Source organism: Bacillus sp. XB1 (assembly GCF_053557995.1).
Map to the genome: position 1 here is coordinate 254971 of NZ_JBNRIL010000001.1, position 17590 is coordinate 272560.

Sequence of the window (17590 nt, forward strand, 5' to 3'; positions counted from 1 at the left end):
GGGTAAATATATGAAATCGAATTATGTACCAGTTTTAATTGTTGGAGGGGGATTATCTGGGTTAGCGTCTGCGTTATTTCTTGCAAAACATAATATTGAGTACTTACTTATTGAAAGGCATCCGTCTACTGCCATTCATCCGAAAGCAGGCGGTCTTACTTTACGTACAATGGAGTTATTTCGAGAATTAGGCTTGGAAAAAAGAATTAAATTGGCAGGTAAAGCATTAGAGAACTGCAGAGGAAGAATAGCGGTTCATACAATAGCTGAGGCGAATAAAGAAGAATTGGAACAAATGAGAGCGACGCAATACGGAAACGATGAAGAGTTACTTCAAAAAATAGAAAAGATTAGTCCATCAAAACAAACTGCGTGTTATCAAATTATTTTAGAAGAGATGATGTTACAAGAAGCGAAAACATTAGGCGAGCAACTATCTTTTTATCATGAATTAGTTTCATTTGAACAAAATGAAAACGGGGTAAAAGCAACGATTCGAAATCGTGAAACAGAAAAAGAAAGTGTCATACATTGTGACTATGTAATTGCAGCGGATGGAGCGAAAAGTAAAATACGTGAGCAGTTAGGGATTAAAACTGAGGGTCGTGGAACCATTGGTGGCTATTATATGAATATTTATTTTGAAGCTGATTTAAGTGAGTTTATACAAGGAGATGCATTCGGTTTTTCGATGGTACTTCATCCGGAGGTTCTTGGTGCACTTATCCCGGTTGATAACGTAAAAAAATGGATTTATCATGTAGCCTACGATCCATTAAAAGGAGAGGGGCTAGAGGACTTCACTATAGAACGTTGTAAACAAATTATTCAAATAGCAATTGGAAGTACAAATGTTGAATCAAAAATATTAAGTGTTTTACCGTGGGAAGCCGCTGAAAGTACAGCGGTGAAATTTCAAGGAAATCGAACCTTTTTAGTTGGCGATTCTGCACATATTATGCCGCCAACAGGAGGATTTGGTTCAAATACAGGAATACAAGATGCGCACAATCTAGCTTGGAAATTAGCGGCTGTTATAAAAGGGAAGGCAAAACCAAAATTGTTAGAAACATATCATGAGGAGAGACACTCTGTTGCAAAATTAACGACAGCTTATGCAAGTAGTTTACTGTTTCGTGCTGCGAATAGAGAGGAAGGCAGTTTGAATAATATGGATGGTTTAGCTGTTACAGTTGGATATCAGTATTGTTCAGAGGCGATTATAGATGATTCAGTCACTCCGCATAGAATGGATAGCATAGAGTTGAACGGAAGACCTGGAACGCGAGCGCCACATTTATGGGGAACGTATGAGGGGAAGAAAGTTTCTACATTAGACTTATTCGGTAACAGTTTTGTATTACTTACAGGAGTAGAAAATAGTTCTTGGGCTGAGGCAGCACATGCTGTTTCAGCTAAATTAGGAATACATCTAAAAGGGTATCGTGTTGGCTTAAGTGGAGACTTTATTGTTCCAGAAGATATTTTTAGCAAATTATATGGTATAGAGAATGGAGGTGCTGTATTAATTAGACCAGATGGCTTTATCGGATGGCGTTCGGAAAAAACGGTAGTAAATCCAGATATAGTATTGGAAGAGGTAATGAGAAATTTATTATGTGATTTTTAAGTAACTACAGAAATATTGTTTTATGTACTTCACTGTACTGAAAAAAATATTCACAAATTTCAATAGGTTTGATATGATTAAATTCGACAAGTTAATAGAGGCCGGAGATATTTGAGAAAAGCCATAAATTTATTTAGGGATACAGGAGTGTATTCTAAATAATTTATGGCTTTTTTTATTGAATGAACCGTACAAAATAAGGAGTTACATGTGAAAAGGAGGGCTATAGAAATTAAATAGGATAATACTAGTTTTCTATATTAATAATATAGAAAATATTTGTAAGATTGGAATTTTAATATAGGTTTATAAAAATAATGAAAGTGTGTCTTCTATTTCGTGTAAATCTCATTAGCTTGTTGAAATTTGCAACGTAGGAAGGGTTTGAAGGATGAGAAAGATTATTAGCGTTTTAGTTATTTTCTTTATGACAGGAAGCATCTTTGCTGGGGGAGCTGTTCATGCGAAAGCAGAAGAAAAGCATGAATGGAATACGAATAAGTTTTTAAATATTGCACATCGCGGAGCAAGTGGACATGCACCTGAGCATACTTTTGCTTCTTATGATTTAGTTAAAAAAATGAAAGCGGATTATTTAGAGTTAGATATTCAATTAACAAAGGATGGTCAATTAATTGCAATGCATGATACAGCAGTTGATCGCACTACAAATGGAACAGGCGAAGTACGAGATAAAACGTTAAGCGAAATAAAGAGTTTAGATGCTGGATCATGGTTTAATAAAGCGTATCCAGAAAAGGCTAAGCAAGAGTATGTTGGGCAAAAGGTTCCAACTCTTGAAGAAATCTTCCAAAAGTATGGAAGAAGTATGAAGTATTATATTGAAACAAAATCACCAGATGTGTATCCAGGAATGGAAGAGAAATTGTTGGCGTTGTTACAAAAATATAATTTAGTAGGCCAAAACATGTCTTCTAGCCGTGTTATGATTCAATCATTTAGTAAAGATAGTTTGAAAAAGATTCATAGTATGAATGAAAATATTCCGTTAGTTCAATTGCTTTGGTATTATCCAAATGAAAACAATGAAATTGTTGAATGGTCTGGTATTACACATGAACCGAAAAGTGTAACAAATGATGATTTTCAAGAAATTAAAAAGTATGCAGCTGGTATTGGACCAAACTTACGTAATGATAACGGAGAACTAATTATTGATGAGTCATATATGAAAATGGCTAGGAAAAATGGACTGTTAATTCACCCTTATACAATTAATGAGAAACCCGATATGAGACTGTTAATCAAATGGGGTGCTACAGGAATGTTTACAAATTATCCGGATCGATTACATAGTGTATTAAAGGAAAAATAAGTGGAAAAGGGTATACCAGTGTTTTAGGTATACCCTTTTTAATTTAACTCCCCGATAAACGTAATCTCTTTTTCATAGCATTTATCTGCATCATAAATAATTTCTTGAAAGTGAAGCGTTTTGAAGGAATGACAAACTGAAATTTCCCATGTCTCCCAAAAATCAATTTCATTTGAAAGAAGAATCCATTTTTGAAATTCACTATCTCTATTAAAGAAATTATGAAAGTAGTCCTCATTTTTAAATATAATGATTTGCGAATCCCACAAATTATTTATAGAAATCAAAACAACAACTCGATATGTATGTGTATCGCTCGGTTTCATATTTATTAAATGATTTGCTTGATTTAATAAGGTTTGAATACATAACCGTTTTACTTTTCTAGGTGTTTTACGAGAGTCAATAAAAGCTTGCGAAACTGGCAATAGCATATTCCAATATTCATCGTTATAGAAAGTAGAAGGAAACGTTTTTATATGTTCCTCAATTCGCTTTATCATAGTGTTTGTTTTTCGTTTCATACCACGTATTTTCTTTTCACGCATTGCGAGTCATCTCCATAAATTTTTGTAATGCAGCAGAGTGATATATATCTTTTCTAGTAATAAAAGTAGTAGGAACTTTTTTGAAGCTATTTGGTAAAGGATTGAATGATATGTCATGTTTATGACCATTTAAAATAGACTTCATCATAATTGCTATGCCCATACCTGATTTTACACATGCGAGTATCGCTTCAATTGTTCCAAACTCAAATACTCGCTTAGGTGAAATTCCTTCTTCTTGAAGCCAATCTTCTAATAAATTTCTATAATAGCATCCGTGACTAAATGCAAGTAAATTCATGTCTCCTATGTCTTTAAAGGAAGATAAAGGCTTTTTGCTAATGAGAACTAATTCTTCTTCACGAAATATATTTGTATGAAGTTCAGCATGCTGAGTAGAGCCAGCTATAAACGCTCCGTCCAGTTTTCGTTCTAGTACAAGCCTAATTAATTGTTCCGTCGTATTTGATTCTAAAATTAATTCGACTTTTGGGTATTTCTCATAATAGGCCATTAATATAGATGGAAGTCTTACAGCGGTTGTAGATTCTGTACATCCAATTTTTAAAGTGCCTCTTGGTTCGATCCTATTACTTTGAACTGCTTTAACAGATTGATCCATTAAGTGGATAATTTGTTTGGCGTATGTTAATAAAATCTCACCGTTAGAAGTTAAAGTTACACCTTTTCCGTTTCGATAAAATAAAGGCACACCTAATTCGTTTTCTAGTTGTTTCATACGCATTGTTACGCCAGACTGTACATAGTTTAAATTTTTAGCTGCATGAGATATGTTTTTTTCTTTCGCAACTTCGTAAAATACAGTTAAATCTTTTATATCCAAGTATCATCCCTCCAGAAAAGGTATCATTTTTTTTGATGGATTACATGATAAATCTTTATTTTATATGATATCAGAACTTTTATACAATGGAAGGGGATGGAGGGATTATTGTGTTAATGGAAGAAAGGGTGAATAGTACTTATAAGTGGGTTATGTTAATTTTTGCGACGGTTGCTCAAACAACAGCGACACTTATAACGTATGGTGTTGGAGCGTTTGCTTTATTTTGGAAAGAAGAATATGCACTTACGAATACGGAGATTGGATTGTTAGTAAGTGTTGTAAATATAGGACCGCTATTTTGTATGCTTTTTGTCGGGCGGCTACTTGATCAATACAATGAAAAGTTGTTAATTTCGATAAGTTCATTTTTACTAGGAAGTTCGTTTTTACTGACTAATATGGTCAATGGATTTAATGGGTTACTCTTTGTACTTTTATTAGTAGGAACGTTTTATAGTGTTTCGCAGCCAGGAGGAAGTAAGGTGATAATGAAGTGGTTCTCAAAAGAAAATCGCGGGTTAGCGATGGGGATTAGACAAGCCGGTATACCGATTGGTGGTACATTAGCGGGAGTATTGATCCCGTTTCTTACAATAAAATATAATATGGCCTATGCGGTAAATAGCATTGCATGCATTTGTATAATTGGAGGGTTTTTATTTTTTATATTTTATAAGGAACCATATATTCAAGAGAAAGTTAAACAAGAACGTAGTAAACTTTCTTTTTGGATGCAGTTAAAAGAAGTGATGTGTAAAAAAGAATTGTATGCAATTTATATAACTGGCATTTGTATGATTTCATTGCAAATGGTGTTAGTTGCACACTTTATAAAATTTTTAGTATTGGAACAATCAATCACGCCAATTTTAGCTGGAAAAGTATTTTCCGTTATGTTCTTTTCTGGAATGGTTGGTAGGGTTATATTAGCAGCTACTAGTGATTTGTTTTATAAGGGAAATCGGCGTACCCTCTTATTTATAACTGTTTGTATTTCTATTTTCTTCATTCTAATATTAGTAATGAGCATACATACAATAACGAATGTATTGTATGGTGTAAGTGCATTGTTAGGGTTCTTTTCAATTGGATGGTTTAGTCTTTTTATAACTGAAGTTGCGGAATCAGCAAGTGAAGAATCGGTAGGGATGACAGTGAGTTTTGCACTTACATTAAATCAAATTGCTATTATTGCTGCGCCTGCTTTATTTGGTTATATTGTAGATAAGAAGGGATATACGTATGCGTGGTTATGCATAGTTGTATTACTAACTATTTCAGCGGTTAGCTTATATAGGAAGTATAGAAAATAAAGGAATGTTAGCAATGTAAATTTTTTATGAAGAAAGTCTAAAGAAATGTTGAATGAGCGACATTTCTTTTTTTATTTGTTGTATAATCAAAATGTAAATGAGATTCGTTTTCAATTTCGTTCATTACCTCTTTTGAAATTACCTGTAATTTTAGCCATAATTAGCTGTTTTTCTTTATTGTTATTTGCATGATTTATTTTATTTAAAAATTTTTCAGCATCATTTCCTTTTAATGCCATAATCTGTTTTGCGTAATATTCAATTAATAACATGTTATTTTTTGTTATCCGATAATGAAACATCTTATGATCTAAACGATTGCGTTTATCGGTGTTTTTCATATTACATCTCCATTCTTTTTAGTATGTAACAAATGTTACAAAAGAATTTGAAATTATATTGTAATGCATCCGATTGTATGTTGGAAATTTTGCAAGAAAGAAATACAATAGAGAGTAGTCAAAATTGAAAGTGAGAAAAAGGAATCTAGTTTTAACAGAGTGAATATTAAATAATATTATAATATACTTGATAATTAAAAGATATAAAATAGAATGGATGTACGTTAAGTGAAACTAGATAAAAGAGGGCTCCTAGTATGTTAAAGAAATGGTTAATCATTTTCTTTATTTTTGCTGTTTTTTGTGGAAGTGTTGTTACACTAATACATGCAAATAAAGGAAAAAAATATGATGCAAAGGCATTTTCTAATGTAAATAGTAAGCAAAAAGATGTTAAGCAGGAAATTGATGCGAATGAGAAAAAGCGTTATGAAATTGCAGCTGGAAAACTAGATCAGTACTTAAAAGATAAAGGATTTAATGGGAGTGTTCTTGTAGCAAGTAAAGGTCATGTCATTTTACGAAAAGGCTACGGTTATGCGAATGTGAAAGATCAAGTACTAACAACGCCAAGAACGAAATATCGCATTGGCTCTATTACGAAAACAGTTGTTGCAATATCTATTATGCAACTAAAAGAAAAAGGGAAGTTGAACATTGAAGACAATGTAAATAAATATATCCCATCGTTTCCAGCAGATAAAAACATTACGTTACGAAACTTGTTAACACATACGTCTGGATTACCAGAACAGGGACAAGGTAGTGTTGACGCAGCATCACGGTTAAAATTAGTAACGTGGATTGGGGCACAAACGTTACAATTTCCAGCAGGGACAGGATGGAAATATACAGATTATAATTATATGGTGCTTGCATATATTGTAGAAAAAATATCAAATAAACCACTTGCTGAATATGTGAAAGAAAATATTTTGACTCCTGTTGGAATGAATGAATCTGGAATGGGCGCAACACTCCCAGAAGATATTTTCTTAGCAGAAGGGTATACGAAAAAAGATAATAAGTTAATAGCCACACCTCGCTTAAAAATGAACTGGCTGTATGGTTGTGGTGAAATGTATACGACTGTTGAAGATATGAAAAAGTTAGATGAAGCTATTATGGATGGTAAACTACTTTCTAAACAAAGTGTATCAGATATGTTTTCTGCATCACCTGCAAGAAAATATGGATTTAGTTTCTATATTTACCCAGATTATTATCATAACCATGGTGTATTAGCTGGCTGGAACACTTTTAATAATTTTAACTGGGATAAACGAACGTTTGTCATATTATTTTCTAACGTCCAAAATGGTATGAATGATGCATTTAATCAAGAATTTAGGAAAATGGCGAATGATTTAATAGAAGGAAAATAATTATAAAAAATCGGTATTGATATGGAATTATCAATACCGATTTTTTTATTTTGTAAAGTGTTACTTACTGAATAAAGTGAAACTTTAATCAGTGGAGAGGCTTTGTTCATCCACCACTGAGTAGAAGCCCTCATCAATCGGGCTTTTACGGGCAACAGGGCCCCACTTAAATTCTTTGCTTCCGCTGAATTTTGAGGTGGGGGTCTTACTGCCCATAAATAACGGGATAAATAGGTAAGAAAGGCGATTGGCATTTGAATAAATCTAAATAGGTAGTTAAATGTTAAGTAATGCAAAGAACAATTGGTAATTTTTACATTGATAAAAAAGCTTGAGCTTCACACTATGTGAAGCTTTACATTATTGGAGACAAGAACAGGAGGTTGAAAAAATGAAAAAAGCAATAAAGTTTTGTTTAATAGCTACATTATCTACAACGATTATTAGTGGATGCTCTTTTGAGGGGAACAATGAAAATGTTAAAGGGAAAGAAGGGGAAAAAGTAGAGGTACAGAAAAATGCTGGGAAATATACGATGCCAGATGAAAAAGATAAACATGAAGGTACATGGCTGCAATGGCCACATGAATACACATATGGTGAAGAGTATAAGAAGGAAGTTGAACCTATTTGGGTTAAGATGGCAAGTGCTTTAACTGAGGGTGAGAAAGTCCACATTGTTGCATATGACCAGGAAGAAAAAGAAAGAATCAATAACCTTTTAACAGATGAAGGGTTAAATATGGAGAAGATTGATTTCTTTATCGCGCCTACTGATGATGTATGGGCAAGGGACAGTGGACCAATTTTTATTTATGACAGCAATAAAAATCTCAAAATATTAGATCCAGCATTTAATGGTTGGGGGAAGAAAACATCGTATAAAAATGATGCTCAAATACGTAAAAATGTTAGTAAACAATCAGGAATTGAAAGAGTTGATTGGGGAAAATTTGTCCTTGAAGGCGGCGCAATTGAATTAGACAGCAATGGGACTGCTTTATTAACTCGAAGTGCGGTGACGAATAAAAATAGAAATCCTGATTTATCAGAAAAGGAAATTGAAAAATATATAAGTGACCTTGGGGTATCAAACTTTATTTGGTTAGACGGAGTACCTAATTTAGATATTACGGACTTTCATATTGATGGATTTGCTAAATTCCATAATAAATCTACCATTGTAACGATGAAAGAAGATGACCTAGCCGAATGGGGTTTATCTAATAAAGATATGGATACATTGTTAGATGCAAAAAATGCTTCAGGACAGAAATATAAGTATGAATACTTGCCGCTTAGTAAAGAAAAGGTTGCTTTAGAAAATGGAAAAACTCTCGATTATAAGGGGTCATATATCAATTATTATATCGGAAATACAGTTGTATTAGTGCCTAATTATAATGATCCGAATGATAAAATCGCAAACGATACGATTCAGAAGTTATACCCAGGTCATAAAGTAGTCGGTATTGATGTGAGAGAGTTGTATAAAAACGGCGGTATGATTCATTGTGTGACACAACAACAACCCATTGCATTGAAGTAATTGATTGTAATTTCGTTGTTCTGCTATATAGACAAAATAGGTGGAATCTTATTACCTATTTTGTCGTTCCTTATTATTTATAATAATAAAATTTTAATATAATGATAAATTAATTATAGTGTATATTCGCTTTTCGTTTTATATGGTAAAGGAGAAAAATGTTTGTGTTAAAGAATTTTAAAATAGTTTTTTCGTATTTCCCTATCGTTTTACAGTACATTTTAAATGTAGTTTTAATTTGCTTAGGGGTTGTTCTAAGTGTGTTTCTTATGAAAGAAGTCATTCAGTTTATACAAGAACTGAAATTGGATGGTAATGAATCGAGTTATCATTTAATCATTTATTGTTGTTTTAAAATATGGTATTTAAAAAACTTGTCAAGAGTCAATTTAAGGCTTAACGTCAGCCTTATATTTTTTATATAAATATATAATATTTCTCCATGCTATAATCCATTCATAAAATGTACATGTTGCATGAGTTGTAACGACAAAAGACATAAAATTAGGAATAGTTGACTTTGTAAAATCAGTTATGTAACTACTATTAAAAAGTGAGGTAAATAATATGGAACAAAAACATAATGGCATTATTTTTACTGCAATACCAGACGAATCAAATGAATATTATCAACCATTTTATGAAGACTTGATTTACTTTAATGAATGTTTAAATGAAAAGAAATCAATTGCGGATCAACTTATATCTTTATCTGTTGAAGAACAAGACTTTCATACGAGCTGTTTTGAGTATGATGATATTTGGCTAAGAGATGTTGCACCGGTTGTCACAAATCATCTAGTTAAATTTAAATATCGACCAAATTATTTGCCAAATGATCAAGGGCGATATTTAGATCAACAATTTAATAAATGGTTGAAAAAGAATGACTTTGAATATGTAAAATCCCCATTAATATTAGATGGTGGTAATCTTATTTGGAATAAAAAAGATACTGTAATATTAACAGAACGCATATTTGATGATAACGATGATTGGACAGAAGAGGAAATTATTGAGCAGTTAGAATGGGATTTAGATGTGAGCCGAGTTATTATTATTCCTGCTGAGGAAGGGGATGTACTAGCACACGCAGACGGAATGGTTAAATTTATTGATGAACATACAATGTTTATTAGTGATTTTTTAGGGGATCATGAATTTAGATATAGTGTTCAAGAGATTATTAAAGAACAAATGCCAAAAGCTGAATTTATAGTTGTTCCTTCATCATATACAGAGAAAGGACAATATGATCAAGAGATAGCATCGGCAAAAGGGTTGTATATAAATATGTTAGAATCATGTGATGCTCTTTATGTTCCTAAGTTTGGACTAGCTAAAGATGAGGAAGTTTTACGATATATTCAACAGTATACGGAGAAACAAGTTATTCAAATTCATGTAGGAGAAATATCAACAATGGGAGGCGCGATGAATTGTTTAACGTGGTATTGTCCAAGTCATTTGTTACCTTCGAAAATGAGAAGATTGAAAAATCAGAATGAAAATTTTTCAATGAAGAAGATTTTTGATTGGTTTTAATAAATAAGTAATGAAAAGAAAATATATTCAAGGAGTATTGATATGTATACCATCGCTGAGTTTTCTCGGATTTGTAAAATGAGTACGCGGATGTTAAGACATTATGACAAAGAGGAGATATTAAAACCGGCATATGTGAATCCGGTTAATGGGTATAGGTATTATGAACAAGAGCAGCTGGAAGTAGCATTGAAAATAAAAAAGCTAAGGGAGTATAAATTTCCTCTTCCAAAAATTAAAATTGTTTTGCAGTCATCGGATCAAGATTCGTTTGTTCAACATATACAATCACAAATTATCGAGTTGTCTCAGGAAGTGAAGCAAAATTTACAGGTTATTTCAGAAATGAATGAAATGGTAATGGTGAATAGTAGTCTAAATATTGCACGCCATAGAAGTTACGATATATTAATGGGAATGAGTAACGAAGTAACGTTAATTACTCAAAGAGTAAAAATAGATATAGATGATATGGATGATTATTTTTATGACTTATATGAAGAGGTACAAAAAAATAACTTTCAAATAGTCGGTTCTCCATCTGCAGTCTTTTATGATGAAGAATATATTCCGAGTAACAGTGATATTGAGTTAAGAATTCCGGTTATGCAGGGGAATGATGATGACGTAGCGCAAGAGTATGAAATGAAACAACTAAGTCCACATCATATCGTTACTACTATGCATTATGGAAGTTACGACTATATAGGTTACGCTTATATAGCGTTAGAAGAATGGATTGAAAGAAATGGGGATGTAATAATTAATTCGCCATATGAGGTTTATATAAAGGGACCTGAATGTGATTGTTTAGCAGAAGAGTATGTGACACAAATTTGTTTTTTAGTTATGAAAATAGAATGAGAATAAGGATTGATATTAACATTATGTCAATCCTTATTCTATGTATGAAAGCAATTTATCATAATAAAAAGGAGAAATAAAGAATCACCTTATAAAGTTGCTACAAGTAAATGAAGATATTCCTGTTGACCTTAACACGATGTCAAAGTATAGACTGTACGTACATTCATATAAGGGGTGAACACGTATGAGAAATATAGAAAATAGTTTGTTTTATATGCCTGCGGAATGGGAGAAACATGAAGGTACATGGCTCCAATGGCCACATGATAAAGCACATAGAGGTGAAGGCTACAGAGCTAAGTTAGATGATATTTGGATATCGATGGCAAAGGAGCTTCACTATGGAGAAAATGTCCATATTGTTGTATGTGATGAAGAAGAGAAAATACATGTCCAATCGAAGTTAATTGAAGCTAATGTAAATATGGATAAAATTGATTTCTTAATTCAAGAAACTGATGATATTTGGATACGAGATAACGGACCAATCTTTGTAACGGATAAGGAAGGGAATCGCTGCCTAACGCACTGGATATTTAATGGTTGGGGAAATAAATATCCGTACGAAAAAGACGCTAATATTCCGAATAAAATAAGTGAAATGTATCGTATTCCAAAAGTTGAATCTAGTGTCTGTCTAGAGGGTGGGGGAATTGAGATAAACGGAAACGGGACCTTAATGGCGGCGAAAACGTCTATTATAAATGAAAATCGAAATCCCACACTAAGTCAGAAAGAAATTGAAATGGAGTTAACGAAATATTTAGGAGTAACAAATTTTATATGGATAACTGGTATACGCGGAGAAGATAATTATGATGAAGATACGGATTATCATATTGATGGTGCGGCACGGTTTGTAAATGAAAATACGATACTGTATGAATATGATCCTTTCGATGAAGGAGAGCCATACCTTTTGGAGGCGTACGAAAAGCATTATCAAGAATTACGGCAAGCGAAAAATATAGATGGAAAGCCATTTCAGCTCATTCCAGTACCAGTAACAAGAAAAGTGGTAAAAGAAGCAGATTGTAAAGGATCGTACTTAAATTTTTACATTGGTAATGAGGTTGTATTGGTACCTATATACGGTGATGAACATGATAAATTAGGGCTTCAAATCATTGAAGGTCAATTTCCAGGGAGAAGAATTGTCGGTATATATGTTAACGAATTGTATGCATACGGTGGTATGATTCATTGTGTGACGCAGCAGCATATAGAATAGAGTAATTCAAATAAAAAGCATGCAGAGCATATACTCTGCATACTTTTTATAATGTTGAAAACTCCTCAACAAGTTGAGTGAATTGTTTTAATACACTTTCAATCGGTTCTGGCGTTGTTAAATCGACGCCAGCTTTTTTCAATAAGTTTAATGGGTAGTCTGAACTTCCGCCTTTAAGGAATTCAATATAATTTTTCTGAGCATCCGGATCACGGCTTAATAGTTTATCAGCGATTTGAATGGCAGATGCGAATCCAGTTGCATATTTGTATACGTAAAACGGGCGATAGAAATGAGGGATTCTAGCCCATCCGTATTTTACTTCTTCATCAAATACAAGTGAATCACCGTTATATTCTTTAAATAGTTTTTCATAAATTTCACTGAAGACTTGTGCATGTAATGGTTTACCTTGTTCAGCCATTTCATGTGTGATTTTTTCAAATTCTGCAAACATAATTTGTGTAAAGAAAGTACCTTTAAATTTCTCAATAAAATGGTTAACTAAATGGTTCCGCACGTTCGTATCTTTTGCTTCTTTTAATAAATAGTGAATTAATAACACTTCATTTACTGTAGAAGCGACTTCTGCGACAAAGATAGAATAATGTGCAGAAATTCTTGGTTGGTATCCATGTGAATAGTGCGTATGCATACCGTGACCGCATTCATGAGTAAGAGTGAACAGGCTGTTTAAATCATCGTGATGATTTAAAAGAATGAAAGGATGAACGCCGTATACACCAAAGTTATAAGCACCAGAACGTTTCCCTGGTGTTTCTCTTACGTCTATATATCTTTTATCTTTAAAACTTTTTAATGTCTCAATATATTCTTCTCCTAAAGGAGCTAGTGATGCAATCATAATGTCAAATGCTTCACTATATGGGATGTCTTGTTTTGCACCTTCTACTAAATCGACGCCTAAGTCGTATTGTCTTAGTTCATCTACGTTTAATTTTTCTTTTCGAATTTCATTGTATGTATGTAATGTTTGAATGTTTTTTTTCGTTGTATCAATTAGGTTTTCATATACTTCTTTCGGAACCATATCGCCAAATAATGATTTCTCTAGCGCTGATGGATAGTTTCTTAATTTCGAAACAGTAACATTATTTTTAATAGCAGCGGATAAAGTAGATGCGATGGAATTCTTTAACTGAACATATGGTTTGTAATATGCTTTATAAGCTTCTTTACGCTTTTCACGATTTGTATCTTCTATTAACTTTGCATACATTCCGCGTGTTAAGTTCACTTTTTCTCCATCGTCAGTCGTCACTTCACCAAATAATATATCTGCATTATTTAACATACCAAATGTGTGCTGTGGAGAAGAAAGAGCTTCACCCATTTGTGATAAAATTTCTTCTTGGTCCTTATTTAATACGTGTTTTTTATAACGGTATAATTCAAATAAGTCTTCTTTATAATATTGTAAGCCTTCTGTTTCTTCTATGTAAGAATGTAATGTGTTTTCGTCTATGCTAAGTAAGAAGGGGGAAAAGAAAGATTTCGCTGCACTTACTTTCACGTGTAATTGTGATACTTTATCGACAAGAGATTGCGCGTCAGTATCGCGTGTATCAAGGTCAGATTGTAATCGTGCATAAGCGAACATTAAAGATATTATGCTAGAAACTTCTTCACTCTTCGTTAAATAAGCTAATAAACTATTGCCATCGTGAATATTTCCATTAAACTCGTGTAATTCCTTCGTTAATACTTCAATTTTATGAAAATCACTTTCCCAATCTTCAATTGTATGGTAAATGTCTGTTAAATCCCATTTTTCTATATCAGCTACTTGTAATCGATCTTTAAGTTCTGTCATAATCATTTCCTTTCTAAACATGTAGTTATATTTCTATATAACTATGAAATACAACAAATTGCAAAAAATCCCTGCTGAAAATTGAAAAGCCCTGCTGAAATAACAAGGCTTACTTACTTATAGTGTAATTCCGAATTTTGAATGTAAAAGGTTTGTATATTGCATGTCTGTAACGGTTTCTTTCGTTTTTTTACCATTTTTTGCTACTGTAAGGCTATCTTTCGTTAAAGAGGCATGCCCATCTTCAGTTAGTTTTACAATAAGAGGTACTTTATTAAAGGGTGATCCTTCATGTTCAACGATAATTTTTTGTGCTGTATTTGCTTTTTCTTCATCCACTTCTTCTATATAAAATGTATAGCCTAACGTCCAATCATCAGCAGAAGATTGATCCAAGAACTCATTGTTTTTCCGCATCTCTAAAATGTAGTTTCCCTTTTCGGTCATTTCTTTACGAATACGATAATCTCCTGTAATAGAGTGAATGACTTCACCTGAGAAAGGGACAGGGGCAAGAGGTAAGTATGATCCGAATCCTACTTCAATTAAATAAAGTTCATTATGATGTGTTAAAACGGTTGCGATATGGCCAGAATCAACAGCCCATATGGAGTTTGCAGCGTTATAAACTGTTCCTGAAACGAGATGAACATCGAATCCAGAATCTTTCAGGAAGTAATACATAGTAGGGTTGAGTTCATAACAAAGACCGCCACGGTTATTTACTAAAATTTTCTCTTTCAAATTTTCTTTTGATATTTCTTTAAAATTCTTTTCGAGAATATTTAAGTTTTCAAAAGGAACAGTTTGTGCCATTGCGTACATAATGTTAGATAAATCTTCAAATGAAACTGTGTCTTTTTCTTCTATATGTAATCGTGCGAAAAATTGTTTTTGAAAGTCTGTCATCGAAATCCCTCCGTTATGCTTTTATAGGTAAATTGTAAACAATCTTGAATAGGATGTGAAATTAAAACTACGTTGAATATTTGAAATTAGATTAAAAATAATATGAGAGAGTGAGAGATTGCTACTTTACTAACGGTGGGACGAATATTATAATAATTCTGATAAAACTATGCAAACGCTTTCTTGGAAGGGGATGGTGTACAGATGTTTAAAAGAATAACAATAGTCGGATTGTCAGTTGTTATGTTTTTACCTAGTATATATGACGGGAGTAAAGCATATGCAGACACAGTTAACAATGGAACGTTAATGCAGTATTTTGAGTGGTATGCTCCGAATGATGGGAATCATTGGAATCGTTTGCGTACTGATGCTGAAAATTTAGCGGAAAAAGGAATTACATCTGTTTGGATACCACCTGCATATAAAGGAACTACGCAAAATGACGTAGGATATGGAGCATATGATTTATATGATCTGGGGGAATTCAATCAAAAGGGAACAGTGCGGACGAAATATGGGACGAAAGCACAATTGAAATCTGCAATTGACGCTTTACATAAGAAAAACATCGATGTATACGGTGATGTAGTTATGAATCATAAAGGTGGGGCTGATTATACAGAAACTGTCACAGCAGTTGAGGTAGACCCGAGCAATCGGAATATTGAAGTATCAGGTGATTATGAAATTAGTGCGTGGACGGGATTTAACTTTCCAGGGCGTGGAGATTCTTATTCTAATTTCAAATGGAAATGGTATCATTTTGACGGAACGGATTGGGATGAAGGAAGGAAATTAAACCGAATTTATAAATTTAGGGGCATAGGTAAAGCATGGGACTGGGAAGTGTCTAGCGAGAATGGGAATTATGATTATTTGATGTATGCGGATCTTGATTTTGATCATCCAGATGTTGCGAATGAAATGAAAAAATGGGGAACGTGGTATGCGAATGAATTAAATTTAGATGGTTTTCGTTTAGATGCTGTTAAACATATTGATCATGAATATTTGCGCGATTGGGTAAATCACGTTAGACAGCAAACAGGGAAAGAAATGTTTACAGTAGCTGAATATTGGCAAAATGATATCCAGACTTTAAATAATTATTTAGCGAAGGTTAATTATAATCAATCTGTGTTCGATGCACCACTTCATTATAATTTTCATTATGCTTCAACAGGAAATGGAAATTATGATATGAGAAATATTTTAAAAGGAACGGTAGTTGCGAATCATCCTACACTTGCGGTTACTCTAGTTGAAAATCATGATTCACAGCCTGGTCAGTCATTGGAATCTGTAGTGAGCCCTTGGTTCAAGCCGCTGGCATATGCATTTATTTTAACGCGTGCAGAGGGGTATCCTTCTGTTTTCTATGGTGATTACTATGGTACAAAAGGAAATAGTAACTATGAAATTCCAGCGTTAAAGGATAAAATTGATCCGATTTTGACGGCACGAAAAAACTTTGCATATGGTACGCAGCGTGATTATTTTGATCATCCAGATGTGATTGGCTGGACAAGAGAAGGTGATAGTGTACATGCTAATTCTGGTTTAGCAACATTAATCTCTGATGGACCAGGAGGGGCAAAGTGGATGGATGTTGGAAAGAATAACGCAGGTGAAGTATGGTACGATATTACGGGTAATCAAACAAATACTGTAACAATTAATAAGGATGGTTGGGGACAATTCCAAGTAAGTGGAGGATCAGTTTCCATATATGTTCAGCAGTAATTTGGTGATGAAAAAGAAGAGGTAGACTGAAATATAAGTTTTCCTCTTCCTTTTTACATTCTGTATAGTTATAAAAGTATGACACCTTTACTTCTCACGTAACATATAGTATGATGATTTCAATAAATTAGATTTCAATGACTATAATATAAATTAATGAGAGGTGCTTTTTGTGAGTGCGGTAGGTATTAAATAGGAAAAATTTAATGAAATAAATCGGATAAGACCAGGGGATTTTTATGTACATCATACCCCTAATTTTGTCATGCCTTTATTTCAAAACCTATGAAGATACCTACAATACTTTATAAAGCGTGTAATAAGGGACTGCCATCTATTTTTTATGGCTTATTTCCTCATATGTTATTACAAATGCCTTGTAAATGTAAAAGCTGCGGTATCCCCGCAGCTTTTTTGTATATATTTTTATTGTATAATTATGGAATTTTATATATGACTCATTGGAATCTAATGAGTAGGTATCTTCATTTATGATAAAAATCAATCAT

At 33.1% G+C, this 17590-nt stretch carries 14 protein-coding genes; 9 read left to right on the plus strand and 5 right to left on the minus strand.

The window, feature by feature from the left end; genetic code table 11:
- The first annotated feature begins 10 nt into the window (after positions 1 to 10).
- Positions 11 to 1630, plus strand: a complete 1620-nt coding sequence (locus tag ACK1U5_RS01220) for an FAD-dependent oxidoreductase (RefSeq protein ID WP_000841674.1) — start codon at positions 11 to 13, stop codon at positions 1628 to 1630.
- A gap of 391 nt (positions 1631 to 2021) precedes the next feature.
- Positions 2022 to 2966 carry a glycerophosphodiester phosphodiesterase gene (locus ACK1U5_RS01225; RefSeq protein ID WP_069604683.1) on the plus strand — a complete coding sequence of 315 codons (945 nt, stop codon included), beginning with the start codon at positions 2022 to 2024 and terminating at the stop codon, positions 2964 to 2966.
- A gap of 38 nt (positions 2967 to 3004) precedes the next feature.
- On the opposite strand, the gene ACK1U5_RS01230 is transcribed toward ACK1U5_RS01225, so the two are convergent.
- Entirely contained in the window at positions 3005 to 3514 is a 510-nt protein-coding gene (locus ACK1U5_RS01230; RefSeq protein WP_069604684.1) for a DUF3916 domain-containing protein, read from the minus strand.
- Positions 3507 to 4358 carry a LysR family transcriptional regulator gene (locus ACK1U5_RS01235; protein WP_069604685.1) on the minus strand — a complete coding sequence of 284 codons (852 nt, stop codon included), beginning with the start codon at positions 4356 to 4358 and terminating at the stop codon, positions 3507 to 3509. The genes ACK1U5_RS01230 and ACK1U5_RS01235 overlap by 8 nt, the downstream gene beginning before the upstream one ends.
- A gap of 86 nt (positions 4359 to 4444) precedes the next feature.
- Here ACK1U5_RS01235 and ACK1U5_RS01240 point away from each other — a divergent pair, with 86 nt between their 5' ends.
- Positions 4445 to 5674, plus strand: a complete 1230-nt coding sequence (locus ACK1U5_RS01240; RefSeq protein ID WP_002000388.1) for an MFS transporter — start codon at positions 4445 to 4447, stop codon at positions 5672 to 5674.
- 110 nt (positions 5675 to 5784) lie between these two features.
- On the opposite strand, the gene ACK1U5_RS01245 is transcribed toward ACK1U5_RS01240, so the two are convergent.
- Complete coding sequence (locus ACK1U5_RS01245; RefSeq protein WP_069604686.1) at positions 5785 to 6015, minus strand: hypothetical protein; 231 nt, start codon at positions 6013 to 6015, stop codon at positions 5785 to 5787.
- Between the two features lie 257 nt (positions 6016 to 6272).
- Between ACK1U5_RS01245 and ACK1U5_RS01250 the strand changes: the two genes are divergently transcribed.
- The 5 genes from ACK1U5_RS01250 (at position 6273) to ACK1U5_RS01270 (ending at position 12592) form a co-directional block, all read left to right on the plus strand.
- Positions 6273 to 7400: a serine hydrolase domain-containing protein gene (locus ACK1U5_RS01250; RefSeq protein WP_016118398.1), complete on the plus strand. Its 1128-nt coding sequence runs from the start codon at positions 6273 to 6275 to the stop codon at positions 7398 to 7400.
- Between the two features lie 391 nt (positions 7401 to 7791).
- Complete coding sequence (locus ACK1U5_RS01255) at positions 7792 to 8949, plus strand: agmatine deiminase family protein (protein ID WP_069604843.1); 1158 nt, start codon at positions 7792 to 7794, stop codon at positions 8947 to 8949.
- Between the two features lie 567 nt (positions 8950 to 9516).
- On the plus strand, positions 9517 to 10494 hold the full coding sequence (locus tag ACK1U5_RS01260) for an agmatine deiminase family protein (RefSeq protein ID WP_016111440.1): 978 nt from the start codon (positions 9517 to 9519) through the stop codon (positions 10492 to 10494).
- 42 nt (positions 10495 to 10536) lie between these two features.
- Positions 10537 to 11358: a MerR family transcriptional regulator gene (locus ACK1U5_RS01265; RefSeq protein WP_069604841.1), complete on the plus strand. Its 822-nt coding sequence runs from the start codon at positions 10537 to 10539 to the stop codon at positions 11356 to 11358.
- 187 nt (positions 11359 to 11545) lie between these two features.
- Complete coding sequence (locus tag ACK1U5_RS01270) at positions 11546 to 12592, plus strand: agmatine deiminase family protein (RefSeq protein WP_001244183.1); 1047 nt, start codon at positions 11546 to 11548, stop codon at positions 12590 to 12592.
- A gap of 46 nt (positions 12593 to 12638) precedes the next feature.
- Here the strand turns inward: ACK1U5_RS01270 and pepF are convergent, their stop codons facing one another.
- Positions 12639 to 14426, minus strand: a complete 1788-nt coding sequence (gene pepF / locus ACK1U5_RS01275) for an oligoendopeptidase F (RefSeq protein WP_069604840.1) — start codon at positions 14424 to 14426, stop codon at positions 12639 to 12641.
- Between the two features lie 117 nt (positions 14427 to 14543).
- Complete coding sequence (locus ACK1U5_RS01280) at positions 14544 to 15335, minus strand: arylamine N-acetyltransferase family protein (protein WP_069604839.1); 792 nt, start codon at positions 15333 to 15335, stop codon at positions 14544 to 14546.
- Between the two features lie 204 nt (positions 15336 to 15539).
- Between ACK1U5_RS01280 and amyS the strand changes: the two genes are divergently transcribed.
- Positions 15540 to 17081 (plus strand): alpha-amylase, encoded by a 1542-nt coding sequence (gene amyS, locus ACK1U5_RS01285; protein ID WP_000476399.1) that lies wholly within the window; start codon positions 15540 to 15542, stop codon positions 17079 to 17081.
- The last annotated feature ends 509 nt before the right edge of the window (positions 17082 to 17590 follow it).

Coding starts and splice junctions, on each gene's coding strand:
- ACK1U5_RS01270 (WP_001244183.1), top strand. CDS start 11,546: ATGAGAAATATAGAAAATAGTTTGTTTTATATGCCTGCGGAATGGGAG.
- ACK1U5_RS01240 (WP_002000388.1), top strand. CDS start 4,445: ATGGAAGGGGATGGAGGGATTATTGTGTTAATGGAAGAAAGGGTGAAT.
- ACK1U5_RS01245 (WP_069604686.1), bottom strand. CDS start 6,015: ATGAAAAACACCGATAAACGCAATCGTTTAGATCATAAGATGTTTCAT.
- ACK1U5_RS01230 (WP_069604684.1), bottom strand. CDS start 3,514: ATGCGTGAAAAGAAAATACGTGGTATGAAACGAAAAACAAACACTATG.
- amyS (WP_000476399.1), top strand. CDS start 15,540: ATGTTTAAAAGAATAACAATAGTCGGATTGTCAGTTGTTATGTTTTTA.
- ACK1U5_RS01250 (WP_016118398.1), top strand. CDS start 6,273: ATGTTAAAGAAATGGTTAATCATTTTCTTTATTTTTGCTGTTTTTTGT.
- ACK1U5_RS01265 (WP_069604841.1), top strand. CDS start 10,537: ATGTATACCATCGCTGAGTTTTCTCGGATTTGTAAAATGAGTACGCGG.
- ACK1U5_RS01220 (WP_000841674.1), top strand. CDS start 11: ATGAAATCGAATTATGTACCAGTTTTAATTGTTGGAGGGGGATTATCT.
- ACK1U5_RS01225 (WP_069604683.1), top strand. CDS start 2,022: ATGAGAAAGATTATTAGCGTTTTAGTTATTTTCTTTATGACAGGAAGC.
- pepF (WP_069604840.1), bottom strand. CDS start 14,426: ATGACAGAACTTAAAGATCGATTACAAGTAGCTGATATAGAAAAATGG.
- ACK1U5_RS01280 (WP_069604839.1), bottom strand. CDS start 15,335: ATGACAGACTTTCAAAAACAATTTTTCGCACGATTACATATAGAAGAA.
- ACK1U5_RS01260 (WP_016111440.1), top strand. CDS start 9,517: ATGGAACAAAAACATAATGGCATTATTTTTACTGCAATACCAGACGAA.
- ACK1U5_RS01255 (WP_069604843.1), top strand. CDS start 7,792: ATGAAAAAAGCAATAAAGTTTTGTTTAATAGCTACATTATCTACAACG.